At 63.9% G+C, this 13,814-nt stretch carries 14 protein-coding genes; 4 read left to right on the top strand and 10 right to left on the bottom strand.

Annotated elements, in window-relative coordinates:
* Positions 1 to 102 precede the first annotated feature (102 nt).
* Entirely contained in the window at positions 103 to 447 is a 345-nt protein-coding gene (locus TC41_RS04740) for a histidine triad nucleotide-binding protein (protein WP_041695053.1), read from the top strand.
* Here the strand turns inward: TC41_RS04740 and TC41_RS04735 are convergent.
* The 9 genes from TC41_RS04735 to TC41_RS04695 all read right to left on the bottom strand — a co-directional run bounded on the left by TC41_RS04735 (position 444) and on the right by TC41_RS04695 (position 11,415).
* On the bottom strand, positions 444 to 899 hold the full coding sequence (locus tag TC41_RS04735) for an OsmC family protein (RefSeq protein ID WP_014463879.1): 456 nt from the start codon (positions 897 to 899) through the stop codon (positions 444 to 446). The genes TC41_RS04740 and TC41_RS04735 overlap by 4 nt on opposite strands.
* 51 nt (positions 900 to 950) lie before the next feature.
* A complete protein-coding gene (locus TC41_RS04730; RefSeq protein WP_014463878.1) occupies positions 951 to 1,340 on the bottom strand; it encodes a cupredoxin domain-containing protein in 390 nt (129 codons plus the stop codon).
* Positions 1,341 to 1,405: 65 nt separating this feature from the next.
* Entirely contained in the window at positions 1,406 to 2,005 is a 600-nt protein-coding gene (locus tag TC41_RS04725) for a phosphatase PAP2 family protein (protein WP_014463877.1), read from the bottom strand.
* The gene (locus TC41_RS04720; RefSeq protein WP_237700034.1) at positions 1,990 to 3,099 is read right to left on the bottom strand and encodes a phospholipase D-like domain-containing protein; all 1,110 of its coding nucleotides are present in this window, start codon (positions 3,097 to 3,099) and stop codon (positions 1,990 to 1,992) included. The genes TC41_RS04725 and TC41_RS04720 overlap by 16 nt, the downstream gene beginning before the upstream one ends.
* A 110-nt stretch (positions 3,100 to 3,209) precedes the next feature.
* On the bottom strand, positions 3,210 to 6,329 hold the full coding sequence (locus TC41_RS04715; protein ID WP_014463875.1) for a DNA polymerase III subunit alpha: 3,120 nt from the start codon (positions 6,327 to 6,329) through the stop codon (positions 3,210 to 3,212).
* 12 nt (positions 6,330 to 6,341) lie between these two features.
* Positions 6,342 to 6,464 carry a hypothetical protein gene (locus TC41_RS17010; RefSeq protein WP_014463874.1) on the bottom strand — a complete coding sequence of 41 codons (123 nt, stop codon included), beginning with the start codon at positions 6,462 to 6,464 and terminating at the stop codon, positions 6,342 to 6,344.
* A 116-nt stretch (positions 6,465 to 6,580) separates the two neighbouring features.
* On the bottom strand, positions 6,581 to 7,789 hold the full coding sequence (locus tag TC41_RS04705) for a Y-family DNA polymerase (RefSeq protein WP_041695050.1): 1,209 nt from the start codon (positions 7,787 to 7,789) through the stop codon (positions 6,581 to 6,583).
* A gap of 102 nt (positions 7,790 to 7,891) precedes the next feature.
* Positions 7,892 to 8,569, bottom strand: a complete 678-nt coding sequence (locus TC41_RS04700) for an SWIM zinc finger family protein (protein ID WP_014463872.1) — start codon at positions 8,567 to 8,569, stop codon at positions 7,892 to 7,894.
* The gene (locus TC41_RS04695; RefSeq protein ID WP_014463871.1) at positions 8,566 to 11,415 is read right to left on the bottom strand and encodes a DEAD/DEAH box helicase; all 2,850 of its coding nucleotides are present in this window, start codon (positions 11,413 to 11,415) and stop codon (positions 8,566 to 8,568) included. Before TC41_RS04695 ends, TC41_RS04700 begins: the two co-directional genes overlap by 4 nt.
* 141 nt (positions 11,416 to 11,556) lie before the next feature.
* Between TC41_RS04695 and TC41_RS04690 the strand changes: the two genes are divergently transcribed.
* The 3 genes from TC41_RS04690 to TC41_RS04680 are packed head-to-tail and all read left to right on the top strand — an operon-like array spanning position 11,557 to position 12,680.
* Complete coding sequence (locus TC41_RS04690) at positions 11,557 to 11,892, top strand: YtrH family sporulation protein (RefSeq protein WP_014463870.1); 336 nt, start codon at positions 11,557 to 11,559, stop codon at positions 11,890 to 11,892.
* Positions 11,889 to 12,350, top strand: coding sequence for a hypothetical protein (locus tag TC41_RS04685; protein WP_014463869.1), 462 nt, complete (start codon positions 11,889 to 11,891; stop codon positions 12,348 to 12,350). The genes TC41_RS04690 and TC41_RS04685 overlap by 4 nt, the downstream gene beginning before the upstream one ends.
* A gap of 15 nt (positions 12,351 to 12,365) precedes the next feature.
* Positions 12,366 to 12,680 (top strand): DUF1811 family protein, encoded by a 315-nt coding sequence (locus TC41_RS04680; protein ID WP_041695049.1) that lies wholly within the window; start codon positions 12,366 to 12,368, stop codon positions 12,678 to 12,680.
* A 25-nt stretch (positions 12,681 to 12,705) separates the two neighbouring features.
* Here TC41_RS04680 and TC41_RS04675 read toward each other — a convergent pair whose 3' ends face one another.
* A complete protein-coding gene (locus TC41_RS04675) occupies positions 12,706 to 13,806 on the bottom strand; it encodes a M24 family metallopeptidase (protein WP_014463867.1) in 1,101 nt (366 codons plus the stop codon).
* Positions 13,807 to 13,814 lie beyond the last annotated feature (8 nt).

The following is a 13,814-nucleotide window of genomic DNA, read 5'->3' as shown; positions in this document are numbered from 1 at the left end:
GTCGTTCGGACCCCTTCTCGTACTTCCTGCGATGCATTTCATTGGGCACGCGTTGGCGCGCCATTGTATAATCGTCATGAGGCCCGACGAGGAGGGAACGATGTGAGCTCATGCCTCTTCTGCCAATTGGTTGCTGGCGATATTCCTGCCAACAAAGTGTATGAGGACGATCACGTCCTCGCCTTTCACGACATTCGCCCGCAGGCCCCCGTGCACATCCTCATCATTCCGAAGCGCCACATCGAATCAGCGCAGGCGGTGAAGCCGGAAGATCGCGAGACGCTGGGCTATCTCCACAGCGTCATTCCGATCATCGCCGAAGATGCGGGCGTCGCAGAAGACGGGTATCGCCTCGTCGCCAACATCGGCCGACACGGCCAGCAGACAGTTCCGCATCTGCACTATCATCTATTAGGCGGGCGACAACTCGGATGGCCGCCAGGTTAATCTGGCTGGCCGTCCACCACGACGTCGAGCGGGGGCACCTCCTGGCCATTGAGCACGAGGTGCGGGATGACCTCAGCCTTTAGGGATCCAATCGCCGAACAGTACTTCTGTTCACTAAGGCGAATGGCGCGCCAGGCCTTGGCTGGCGGGACGTCTCCCGTCATGTGGTACGTCAGATGGATGCGAGTGAAAGCCTGCGGATACTCCTCTCGCCGCTCCCCCACCGCTTCAATCTCGAGGCCCTGTAGCGGAACCCTCATTTTCTCCATAATCATGGCGATGTCGATACCGGTACATCCGACGACGCCCATGAGCAGGAGTTCCATGGGGCGGTTGCCTTGTCCCGTTCCTCCGTCTTCCTTTTTGGCATCCATGTAGATGGTGTTGCCGGATGGCCCGTCAGCCTGGAAATGGCGCTGGCCGAGCCACTTGCCCACCACTTTCATCTCCATGCTCTCGCCCCCTTCCCGCCTATTGTAGCGCCGATTTCGCCCGGCGTCACCTCACGGCGACGACCCCGGCTGAGATGCTACCTTCATCGTCCCCTCCATCCCTGCTTCCGGAATTCCGTCCCGATCCGAGTAGTAGCGAAACTTTCCCGTTTTGTCCGGCACGAATGAAACCCTGACCGTTTCTCCCGGCTGCAAGTTCTGCGTGAACACGTAAAAGTCTGGAACGACGAAATTGTGAATCTGCGTGCCTGCGTTGCGCACGACGATGTCGACCGTGGCGCCCTGCGTGACATCGATTTCGCGCGGTTCGATCCCGCCATCCCGCAATGTCACCTGAATGGGGCGGGCCGACACCACGGCGCACGAGGCCTGGACGAGTGTGGCCGCGGCGAGAGAGGAAAGGGCCACAGCCACAGCGCAAATCGGTCGGACAATGCGCATGCGAGACTCCCTCCATCCATCGATGGTCCAAAAGGTAGTCTGCATTACGGAAGGGATCTCATTCTTCACCGCCCTCCGGGATCCATACCCGGCAGCGCGTGCATCAGCGGCTCGCGATAAGTCCATTGGAGAAAACTGCACACATATCCTGCCGCCGCTCCACTCGCCGCGCCGGCGATCACGTCGCTCGGATAGTGAAGTCCACAGTAGATGCGCGCGACCGCCAACCAGATGGCGAGGGCCAGCATCACGTAGGCGACCGCGCCGAGATGCCATCCGCCTACAGCCAGCGCGAAGCCGCCAGCCGCGTGGTTGCTGGGGAACGATTCTCCCGGCTCGTGTTCGACCAGCACTCGCATGGGTTCCACCTCAAAGGGGCGGGGCCGCCGAGCCGCGCGGCTAATGGGCTCATGCGCGACGCGGACCATCACGGCCGCGGCCACGCTGGCTGCCGCCGCCCAAAAAGCTGCCGCGGAGCGGGCTTGCCCGAGCCAGCCCGAAGCGGCGATGGCAATGATCGCCAGCATCACGAAGGGCGTGTAGAGCGCACTTGCCATCATCGCCGCGTCGAACGCGGGCGAGCGCCCCCAGAGCCGTTCGCACCAGCGGAGGACGCGCCAGTCAGCGCGCTCGATGAGCGACCAGATCTTCAGGACTCGTCCCATGATGCCACCTTTTCGCGAATGGGATAAGAGCTCCCGCGCGCCATCTGACGGTGCAGATCCGACTCGAAAGCCTCGGCAAACGCCGGGACGCGCATGAGTTCCACATCCGCCTCGTGATTGTACGTGAACGCCTGGTGCGTGAAATTGGAACTCCCGATGATGAAGAAAGTGCCGTGATCCACGTCCAAGATTTTGGCGTGCAGCAACTCGCCCCCGTAGGGACGGTAATATCGTACCAAAGCACCCGCTTGGCGCAACGCCTCCACGGCGGTGCGATTGCGAGACTGGGACGGATCCACGAGGATGTTCACCGACACGCCCCGCGCGACCGCCCATCGCAACGCGTTCACCACGTCTTCGTCCGTCAGATTGAAGGCCTCCATGTCGATCTCGCGCCGCGCGCCTCGAATCGCGCGGAGAACAGACGGACCGATATCGCGGTCCGAGATGAGCGGAGCCCGATCTTCCGGCGCTTCGGCGGTCTCACCGTGGGCTCGCGCCGCGTCCCACACGAACATCGGGAGAAAGATTTCGGCGCGTCCGGGCAAATTCACCGACGCATCGTGATTGGCCCAGCTGTCGGCGCCGAAATTCATCCCGCCGATGAGGACGTCGCGGTCCGCGATGATCATCTTGACGTGATCAATCCCCTGCTTGATGCGGATGGGCGCGACGTCGATGCCGGCCCTCGCGAGCGTGGGCAGCGCGACGGCCATCGAGTGCTTCTCGGTGGCGTCGAGCACCACGCGAACCTCGACGCCGCGGCGTCTGGCCGCGATTAGGGCATGCAGCAGATCCGGATCCGAACACTCGTAGATGTCCACGTAGAGCCGATGGCGGCTTGCGCGGATCATGGCGAGCGCCTGCTGTTTGATGTCACCGCTCCAGAGAAGCGCCCGCCCGTCCGAGAGCTTCACGGGGGCCGGCGTTTTCTCTCCCTGCTCGGCTGGGACGGGCCACAGGCCACATCCTGTGAGAAGAGCGGAGAGCAAGGAGGTGAGCGTGAGCGTGCGCCATCGGCGAAAAGGCAGGCGCAGCCATCGGCGGATGGCGGAATGTACAAAAAAGCGGGGGCGCGTGTGCAAGAGGTTCACCTCGCGTGTTGGAATTCACGGATCTTCCATTCGGCACGCGCCCACCGCTTCCTGTTTTCCATGGTATGAGTTTCAATATCGTAAGCCAATCGGACGGTTCCAAGCGCCTTTCAGCCGGATGCGAGCGTCCAGACGTGCTCGACGCGGATTTGCGCCTTGAGCCCTCCGCGCCGCTCGATGAAGCCCGACAGGCCAATCAATCTCCCGAATGGCGTGAACAACACGGCCCCTTCGCGGCGGTACACGGTCTCAAACATCACGGCATCCGCGAGCCCGGTCTCATCCTCCAAGGTGAAGAAGACGACCGTTTTTCCGCTTTTCGTCGGGGGTCGATGCGGACGGATCGAAAGCCCAGCCACCTTGACCCTCGCACCCTCCGGCTTCTCGCCCGCCTCCGCCAGCGTACAATACCCCTCGTCTCGCAATGCCTCCCGATACAGCGACAGCCAATGCCCGCTCACGCCGACGCCCAGCACCGAATACTCGTCGGCAATGCGCTCGGCCAAGCTCATGGGCGGCATGCTTTGTGAGAGGCGAACCGTGCCCTCCGCTCGGTCTGGCGCGGCCATGGTGTCGAAAAGCGCCAGATATCGCTCTTTGCGAAGCGCGAGCCACCTTGGAAGCTGCCACAGAAGCTCTCGGCGATCCCGGGTTTCGACGCGATCGAATGCGCCTGCGCGGATCAGGCGCTCGAAGTGAAGGGCGTCCGCCTGGGGCAGGCGCATCACCGCGTCGGCAAGGCTTCGAAAGGGGCCAGAAGCCTGCCGCTCTTCGACGAGTGCGCGCGCCACGCGCTCCGAGAATGAACGGATGAGCCGAAATCCGAGGCGTATCGCGTCCGGTTCGGGAACACTCGCGTCCCAGTCGCTCTCCTGGATGTCGACAGGCAGAATGCGAACGCCGCGCCTTCGAGCTTCCGCGCAGATCACGTGCGCCGGATAATACCCCATGGGCAATTGATTCAACACCGCCGCGAAGAAACTCGCGGGATGATGTTCGATGAGATAGGCCGTCTTGTAGGCCGTAGTGGCAAATGCCGCCGCGTGCGCTTCGCAAAATCCGTAACTCGCGTAGCCGCGGATGTAGGAAAAGAGGGTCTTCGCGGTCTCGAGCGGCACACCCTGGCGCACGGCCTTCTGGACGAATCGCTCGCCAATTTGCTCCATTTCAGCGTGGCTGCGCGCATGGCTCATCACGCGGCGGAGTTCGTCCGCCTCGCCCGGCGTAAATCCCGCGATGGCGATGGCAATCTCAATGACCTGCTCCTGGAACAGCACCACGCCGTAGGTCTTGCCGAGGATAGGTTCAAGTTTCGGATGAAGGTAACTCACAGGCTCCAGTCCGCGCCGGCGAGCCAGGAACGGATCGACCATATTGCCCTGGATGGGTCCGGGGCGAATGAGCGCTACGCTCGCCACCAGGTCCTCCAGGGATTCCGCGCCAAGCCGGACCTGCAGCGCCCGCTGCGCGGGGCTCTCCAACTGAAAGACGCCGATGGTGTCCCCGCGGCGAATGGAGGCAAACGTGGCTTCATCGTCCATGGGAATGCGATCATAGTCGACCGCGCGCGCCGTCCCGAGGCGGAGCGCCCCTTCCACGGCTGCCATGGTTCGGAGGGACAAGAGGTCGAGTTTCACGAGGCCAACGTCTTCCAGGAGCCGCTTGTCGTACGGCGTGATGAGCCACCCCGAGGCCGATGGCTGCAGGCTGGTGACCTTCATCAGCGGCTCCCCGCTAATGACGATGCCGCCGGTATGCGTCCCGAAGTGGCGAGGGAATCCCGCAATCTGGCGCGAGATGGCCAACATCCATTGAAATGCGCGCCGATAAGGCTGAAAATCTCGCAACTCTGGCACCCGTTCCAGCGCCTCTTCGATTTCATCGGCGTGCGTGGACCACGGGATCCGCTTGGCCAACGTATCCAGGAGCTCTTCGGGGATCCCGAACACGCGCCCCACCTCGCGTACGGCAGATCTCGCCCGAAATGTCTGATACGTCGCTACGCGAGCCACCCGGTCGCGCCCGTAGCGCCGGTACACGTAGTCGATGACTTCGTCCCGGCGATCGCTCGCAAAGTCGATGTCGATGTCCGGCCGCTCCGCTCGCTCGCGCGAGAGAAATCGCTCAAAGAGCAGATTTCGGTTCAGCGCGTCCACCTCCGTCAGATAGAGGCAGTACGCGACCACGGAGTCAGCCGCAGATCCGCGGCCCGCGCAGCGGATGCCGCGAGATCTCGCATATCGGACGATGTCCCAAACGACGAGAAAATAATCGGCATAGCCGAGATCGCGAATGATGGCGAGCTCGTGTTCCAGTCGCATTTGAAGTTCGGGACTCACCTTTCCGTATCGCTCCCGCGCCCCTTGCCACACGAGTTGTTGAAGAAGTTCCACCCCGCCTCGGCCCGACGCATCTCGGTATTCGGGAAACAGAGGCCCTTCCGCGGGAAATACGGGGGAGCACCGCTCGGCGATCTCGACCGTCCGCGCCAAGGCTCGCGGATCTTGCGCGAACCTGCGCCTTGCTTCGGCCTCATCGTGCAAATACCCCAGGCGGTTAAACGGGCGCTCGGGATGGGGCGTCTGCAAATGGCACCCCACCCGAATGCAGGTGAGCACATCGTGCACCGCGACTTCCTCCGGGCTGGCGGCGCGAACATCGGTCGCTGCGACGGCGGGCACGCCCGTCGCCTCGGCGAGATGGAGCAAATCCCGCATGCGCCGCGCGCAGCCCGGGAGTCCGTCGGCCGTCCACTCGAGATAAAACCGGTCCCCGAACACATCCCGATATCGCTCCACGAACCTCTGGGCATCCCCGTATGCGCGCCGCGCCAAGGCCCGCTGGACGAACCCGCGCAGCCCTCCCGACAGGACGAGAAGCCCTTCGCTCCGCTCAAACAGATCTGCTTCCCGCAGCCTGGGATCCGCGCGATCCCGAGCCTCCACGTGCATTCGCGTGAGAAGCTCGCATAGGTGACGAAACCCCTTCGCATCTTCCGCCAGAACCACAAGCTGCGATCCGTCCTCCATCGTCAGTTCCGCGCCCGCGATGGGTTTCACACCGTACGCGGCGGCCAACCGATGAAACTCGGGCTGCCCCGCGATGGTATTGCGATCCGTCAAGGCCAGCGCGGGCATGCCCTGCGCGGCCGCCTGCGCGACCAGCGCCTCGATGCTGGAAGCCCCGTCGAGAAACGAATAGGGAGAATGACAGTGCAGATGGACAAACATCGCACGCCCTCCTCAATCCCAAACGCGATACACGCGCCAGACCCCATCCTCGCATTCCAAATCCATGCACGCGCCGACATCCGTCCACACGCGCACCATTCGCCGATCCCGCCCGGCTTTCCACCAGTCGCCCATCTCCCACCATTCATCGAGAACCCATAGAACCTGGTGTCTCTGGCCTACGTATATGAACGAGCGCGGGAGATCCGCCTCCCATTGCAGCACGGCCAAGGGCCTGCGCACCAAGCGGCTCAACGCGCCATCTCGGCGAGAACCAGCGCCAGGCGTCGTTCGCGAAAATCCGCCGCCATGCCCCGCTGCAACTTCGGCCACTTCGACATCCACACATCCCACGCGTTCAACCGCTCGAGCCGGTTCGCCGAATCCCGCGCCTCGAGGGCGTCGAGCGCCTTCCCCTGCTCCAACAGGCCCATCTGCACCGGGCGAAGCTCCGCCACCTCGGTCGCGCACAATTCGACGCCCCAAATTCGCCGCGCCCGATGGATCTCTTCCGGCCACGCCATCTGGGCCCATAAGGCGTCCGGCTGAGGAGTGGGCTTCGCAATCCGCTTTTCCCATCGAATCTCGCGCGCGTCGGTCCACAAAGCGATGGACAGGGTTTGAACGGCCAGCCCCAATCGCACGAGGCGGCTACAAAGGCTTTCCAGACATAGGCGAACTTGCATCTTCGCCTGTTCGAGCAGCACGCCTTCCGCGTCTCCGCGCCACGAGGCGCTCCACGCCTCAGGCGGGCGATCCGGCCGAAGCCCTCTGTTCTCCGTACCCTTCATCCGCCAGATCCGAGCCTGCTCTCCAAAGCGGGCACACAACATGTCCTCCGGGATCTCCACCAGATCTTTCAGTCGGAAGACGCCCAGGGAGATGAGCTCGGCCTTGGCATCGTCGGGAATCCACCACGACGCCGCGATGGGCGCGCGCATCCAGACGGCCTCATCCTCCCTGTTCAGCAGATCCGGCGCCACGACCAGCGGTTCAGCGCCCAGTTTTCGGTACAGCGCCCCCGGCACCCGCTCCTGCCGGCTCCACGCGAGGAGCATACGAGCCTGCCACGGCGTCTTGGCCAGCGCGAGCACCACCCGCTGTTCCTCCGTCAATCCCCGGCGGATGTCGCGCGCCATCTGCCGGAGTTCCGCGAGGGGGACGCGCGGCCCGGAGAGCTCGATCCAAAACCGCCGCTCGTCCGGATGCGTTTCGACCCACGGCGTATGCGACCACAGCACTTGGCGCAAATGCCTCCAGGGTGTTGATTCGCCTGTAGCCGATTCCACGCGGCAGCCCGGGATGAGCGCCAGAGCTTCCCGTACCGGCATTCCCAGCCGCACCCCCGCCCGCGCTGCGGTGCGAGAGACATCGATGATCCTGCCATCTTCTTCGACCAAAAACGGGCCTTGGCCCTCGCCCAGCAGCCCTTCGCATTCGCCGTACAGACTGTACCGCATCTCACTCACCACCGAACAAATGTTCTATGCCCTCATTATACCCCGAGTCAAGCAGAAAACAAACATATGTTCGCATCTTTGAGCAAAAGAAAAGACCCGCCCTCATGGGCGAATCTCGCACCTCACGATGGGCCGCATCCTCCCCAACGGCCGAACCGGCGCATCTTTGCACCATTCTTCGGGACTCCAGGCCCCATCCCTCCCGCCCGCCTCAGGAACATCGGTGTGCCCTGGCGCCCCCGCATCACCCGCAAGCGCGGCCGTCTCCTCCTGGACGAGATCGAGCAACTGGTCCACTTCGATCCCGACCAGCCGAAACGCCGCCAGCGGGCATGTGTCCGCTTCCCAGATGAACGCGAGGAGCACCGCCACGACGTGCGGGCAAAGCGGATCCATCTCCTCGCAGGTGCAGGTGGACAGCGCGCGCAGCCGAGCCGCCGTCTCGCCCGTCGGCACCACCTCCACCTGATGCGCGGATAGAAACTCCAGAAACGACTCGTCCCACTCCCCCGCGTAATGCGCCGCGAGCCAATCGGGGCGCAACGCGAGCCAGCGCGCCACGTCTCGCGCGTGCCCCGCGTAATCCGCCAGCTTGGGCAGCCACACGTCGAAGGCGCGGCGCGTGCCGCTCCGCTCCACCACCGCCCGCCAGCCGGCGCCGTCCCACGCGGTCGCGCGCACCGCTCCCGACATCGCCAGGCGCGTAGCGGCGCGAAGGTGAGACGAATCCACCTCGACCAGCACGGGCTCCCAGCGCGACGCGTACGGACCGCGCTTCACGGCGCATCCTCCTCCATCACGTCGACCGGGTTCAACGCAAACAACTCATACAGCGCCTCGTCGTCGAGTTCGGTCACCCAGTCCTCCGACACGCGGCTCACCACGTCGGACAGCGCCCGCTTCGCCCGCAGCATCTCATCAATTCGCTCCTCCAGCGTCCCGGCGCAGATCATCTTGTGCACTTCCACGCCCCGCGACTGGCCGATCCGGTACGCGCGGTCCGTCGCCTGATCTTCCACCGCCGGATTCCACCATCGATCGTAGTGAAACACGTGATTGGCCCGCGTGAGATTCAGCCCCACGCCCCCTGCTCGCAGTGATAGGACGAGCACGGGCGACGCCATTCGCTTGGTCTGATACTGCTCGACGATCTCGCCCCGAGCCTTGGCGGACATGCCGCCGTGCAGGAAAGGCGGCCGAAATCCGAGTTCATCCTCCACCGCTTTGCACAACATCTCGCCCATCTCTCGAAACTGCGTGAAGATAAGCGCGGCCTCCCCGCCGTCCACGACCACGCGCAGGAGATCCAAAAGGCTCCGCAGCTTCCCGCTCCGCTTGGCAGATGGCCGCCCGCCCGAGATGAGCGCCGGGTGATCGCACACCTGCTTGAGCCGCAGCAACGTGGTCAGAATCGCGCCTCTTCGCGCGATGGCACTCGGACCACGCGCGATCTGCGCGAACATCTGATCCACCAACGCCTGATATATCGCGGCCTGCTCGGCCGTCAGGAGCGCGCGCTCCTCCACTTCCCACTTCTCCGGGAGCTCCGGCGCAATCGCCGGATCGCTCTTTCGGCGGCGCAGAAGCACCGGGCGAAGCAGCAGTTGCAGTTGGCGCATGCGCACGCCGCTCAGATCCCGCCCTTCCGCGATGGAACCGAATGTCGTCCGAAACCAGCGCAGCGATCCGAGGTAGCCAGGATTTAAAAAATCCATGAGCGACCACAGCTCATCGAGCCGATTTTCCACAGGCGTGCCCGTGAGCGCGACGCGGTGACGACTCGTCAACGCCCGAAGCGCTCGCGCCTGCTGCGTCGAGGCGTTTTTCACCACCTGCGCCTCGTCGATGGTGACGCAGTCGAACGCCCGCCGGCGGAACACCTCGCCGTCCCGAAGAAGCGTCCCGTACGTGGTGATGACGAGATCGACAGGGTCCGCAAAGGCACGGTCGAGATTCCGGGCGGGCCCGTGATGCACGTACACCGAGAGATCAGGGGCAAACCGTTCAATCTCCGCCTTCCAGTTCGCGACCAGCGAAGTCGGGCAGACGAGGAGATGAGGTCCCGACGCCTCGCCCCGCTCCTTGACCCGAAGCCAGTACGCGATCATCTGCACCGTCTTGCCGAGGCCCATGTCGTCCGCCAGGCAACCGCCGATGCCGAGCTTTCTCAGATGGATGAGCCACGCGTAACCCTGCTCCTGATAGTGACGCAGGGCTCCTCGAAGCGAGGCTGGCGGCGGTTCCGGCTCCGCATCCCGGCCGAGCGCCCACACGTCCATCCACTGTACGGCGCGCGGCCCCTCTGCGTCCACCTCCATCTTCCCTGGCCCGTCGTGTGCAGCCAACGCATGCGCGCGCATCCACTCGAGGGGGCCAACCTCCTGGCCGCGCTCAGGCAGCGCCTCGACCTGGCGCAGCAGATCGGCCAGCGGCACAAGGCGCCAGGCCCCGGCCACCTGCACGAGCGGCGTTTGCCGTTCTACCATCCTTCGAAACTCCTCGGGCGTGAGCGTGTGATCGTCGATCACGACCGACCAATCGAACCGCGCGACCGCATCCGCGGAAAACCTCGGCATCCCCGCCGCTCTTCGCCCGCCTCCGCGGCGAGAAGCGCCGCCGTCCATGCGCTCCAGTCGAACGCGGATCCGAATGTCCCGCGCCGCCTCGAGCGCCGGCGTCTCCACAACGAACGATGCGCGGCGCAGCGCCGGAAGCTCCTGTGATACAAACCGGGCCATTTCGTCGGGATGGAGGACGGCCCGTGCGGGTGCAGGGGTGCAGAGGGCCCGCGCAATGGCGGGACACAGCCGCGCCGCCTCGCGCAATTTCGGCAGGAAAAAGCGCTCTGGCGCCACCAGCACATCCCCGTTTGCGGCCATTTCCCGGGAAGGCGACTGCCAGTACGCCGAAAGCGGAATTCGCTCGCCGGTCCAACGATGGCGAAGTTCAAAGCGGAGTACCCACTCTCCACCGACATCCTCGCCCGGCGGTTCGAGCGAAAAGACGAGATCGTACGCGATCCGCCCGCTGTCGTCGTCGAAATCCGCGCGGCCCCACCCCGACCCTTCCAGAGCCCGTTCGCACTCCCTGCTCACAATCCAACCATCCGCCAGAAAACGCGGCGCCCTCACGAGCGCCCGCGCCCAAGCGGCGAGCGCTTCCTTCTTCCCCCGGTACATCACGCTGTATCCGTTCCCAGATGGCGTGCGCAGTTCCACGTCCACAATGCGCCGCCTCAGTTCGCGGTCCACGAGCTGAATCAACAGCGCATCGACGTCTGCTGGAGATGGATACACCTTGGCCAACGTGCCACGTGTGGCATACGAGATGAGGCGATAGCGAAGCGCGAAGAGCGCATCTGAGGTCCACGCGGGCACCCAGCGCGCCACGAAGCGGGCTTCCCCCGATGGAAAGCCCGCCACTTTCCTTTGCGCCATCTGGCGGAGCCACAGCGCGACCTCCCGCCCTGTCATCCATTCTCCGTGCGCCACGGCCACCACGTCGCCCTGCTTCACGATGATCCGGGCCAGATCAACCGCCCTCGCCTGCCACGCGCGCAGGGCGTCCGCCAGGCCAACCTCGCGCCCCGTGCCCCTGTCGATTCGCTCTGGCGCGATTCGATCCATCGGCGCGCCCCCGTTCCTGTTATGTCCTGTCTTTTGATCATAACACCTCTTATGATGGGCCGAAAGCCGAGGGTTTTGCACATGCGCGATGCGCGCGCCGCGTAAGATGAAGCAAAGCCTCGTCCACGGAGGCGATTGGGTTTGTGGAACAGCATCGCTGAAAACTGTGTGCTCGACTTCCTCGTCTCGATGGGGCTCGTCATCGGCGGGGCGCTGTTCGGCGGACTCGCGGCACTTCTCACGCATCACGATCCGCAGGCGGCCATGAACACGCTCGCCTCCGATTTGAAGGTGTGGGCCATCGTGGCGGCGCTCGGCGGTTCGATGGACGTCCTCCGCGTGATCGATCGCGGCGTGTTCGGCCTGCACATCGGCCCCATGGTCCGCCAGCTCATCTACCTGTTCGCCGCCTTTCTTGGCTGTCACGTGGGCTACATCGTCATCCAATGGCTCACGGAGGGGCGATCCTCGTCATGAGCCGCGTTCGATCCACCGCCGCGATCGCCGCACTGTCGTTTCTCACAGGCCTCCTCGCGGCCACGGTGTACAGCGCGCGCGACCTGCATCGCATGCACATGGAGGTCGACAGTTTGCGACAGGCGATTGATCAGTTGGAGACGGAAAACCAGTTCCTCATCGCAGAACAATCGGAACCCGGCAAGCGCGCGCTTCGGCGCATTCTCGTCGAGTGCCCTCCGAACACGCCACCCGAGGTCCAGACGGCCATCCGCCGTCAGACCCTCGCGAGCCTCTCCTTTCTGCTGGGAAAGCCGATGCAACTGCTTTACGACAACCCGTACATGCCGTCGGCCGTGCTCAACGTCCAAACCGTCCCTGTCGGCACAAAGCGCTACCGGCTTCACGTCACAGCGGCTATAATGACGGGAGACACGCTGCACCTGTTCGTTCGCGGCGACTTGCAAGCCGATGCGTGAAAGAGTGATGACGTGATGCTGTACAGCGAGATGTCGAAGGAAGAACTGCGGCGGGAGATGGCTGAACTGCAGCGAAAAGGCCGCGAGGCCTATGAGCGTGAAAACTGGAGCGAATACGAAATCTACATGACCCGCTGGTACCTCGCGAAGAGTTACGAAATCAAAGATGACGTTCACATCGAGATTGGGCGCACATACCGCATCGCTGAGGAGTACGACCGCCTCACGGTCACCGCCATCGAAGGGGTCATGGCCTGGGGTATCCGGCAGATGACGGGTGAGACAGCAGCCGTGCCCATTGCACAGTTAGAAGAAACGGACGAGGCGTGAAGTCGCTCACGCCTCCCTCACACCTTCACACCTCCACCGAAAGTATCACATCCTCCAGACGTTTCGGAGCCCGATTCAGCACGAGAGCTCCGTCCTCCGTGGCGACGACCAGATCTTCAATGCGAACGCCGAACTTCCCTGGCAAGTACACCCCTGGCTCGATGCTGAAGGCCATCCCTGGTTCCACCTCGGTGTGGTTCGACGCGTCCACAAACGGCGGCTCGTGAATATCGAGGCCGACCCCATGCCCGGTGCGATGCGTGAAGTAGGCGCCGAATCCCGCCTCTTCGATCACACGCCGTGCGGCGCGATCGATCTCACAAAACTTCACACCCGGCCTCACGGCAGCGATGGCTGCGAGATTGGCCCGCAATACCGCATCGTACACCTTCGCGAACTCCGCCGAAGGTTGGCCGAGGATGAACGTTCGCGTGATGTCGCTCACGTAGCCCTCACAGAAGCCCCCCGTATCCACAATGACGACGTCTCCAGGCGAGATGCGCCGAGCGCCGGGCTCGTGATGCGGTTCCGCTCCACCTTCTCCCGCCGCCACGATGGGCGGAAACGACATGCCGGGGCTGCCCACCTCCCGCCAGATGCGCGCAAGTTTGTCCGCCAGTTCGAGCTCCGAGACCCCGGGCCGGATGTGAGCTCGGACGAGATCGACCGCTCGATCCGCCCGCCGCGAAGCCTCCAAGAGGAGCTCGATCTCGCGCGCGTCCTTCCGAATCCGCAGGCTCGCGATGGCGGTATCGGCCAAGTCAAATGAACAATGGCGTGCCTCCCTCATCAGAGGAATCAAATGGTGAGCAGGGAGGCCGCCGTCGACCCCCACCCTCGAGCCCTCGGCAAGTCGGTCCGCAAGGCGCGCGTGCGCGTTTTCCCCGTCGCGCCACAGCTCAAATGGGACGCCCATCCGCTCGACCCCAGCGGCGAACATCTCATGCGCGATGGCAATTGCCGATCCATGGTCCGAGACGACGAGACACGCCAGGCGCTCGCCCGCCTCCAGCCTAACGCCTGTGAAATAATGCCAATTGGCGGGATGTGTAAGGACGGCGTACTTCCAGCCGCATTCCACACACAAATTCGCAAGTCGGGCTCTCCGCTGTGCAAAGATCTCCATGATGTGAC

Source organism: Alicyclobacillus acidocaldarius subsp. acidocaldarius Tc-4-1 (assembly GCF_000219875.1).
Lineage (GTDB): Bacteria > Bacillota > Bacilli > Alicyclobacillales > Alicyclobacillaceae > Alicyclobacillus > Alicyclobacillus acidocaldarius_A.
Note: the sequence above shows the minus strand (reverse complement) of the source record. Positions and strands in the feature narration are given on the sequence as shown.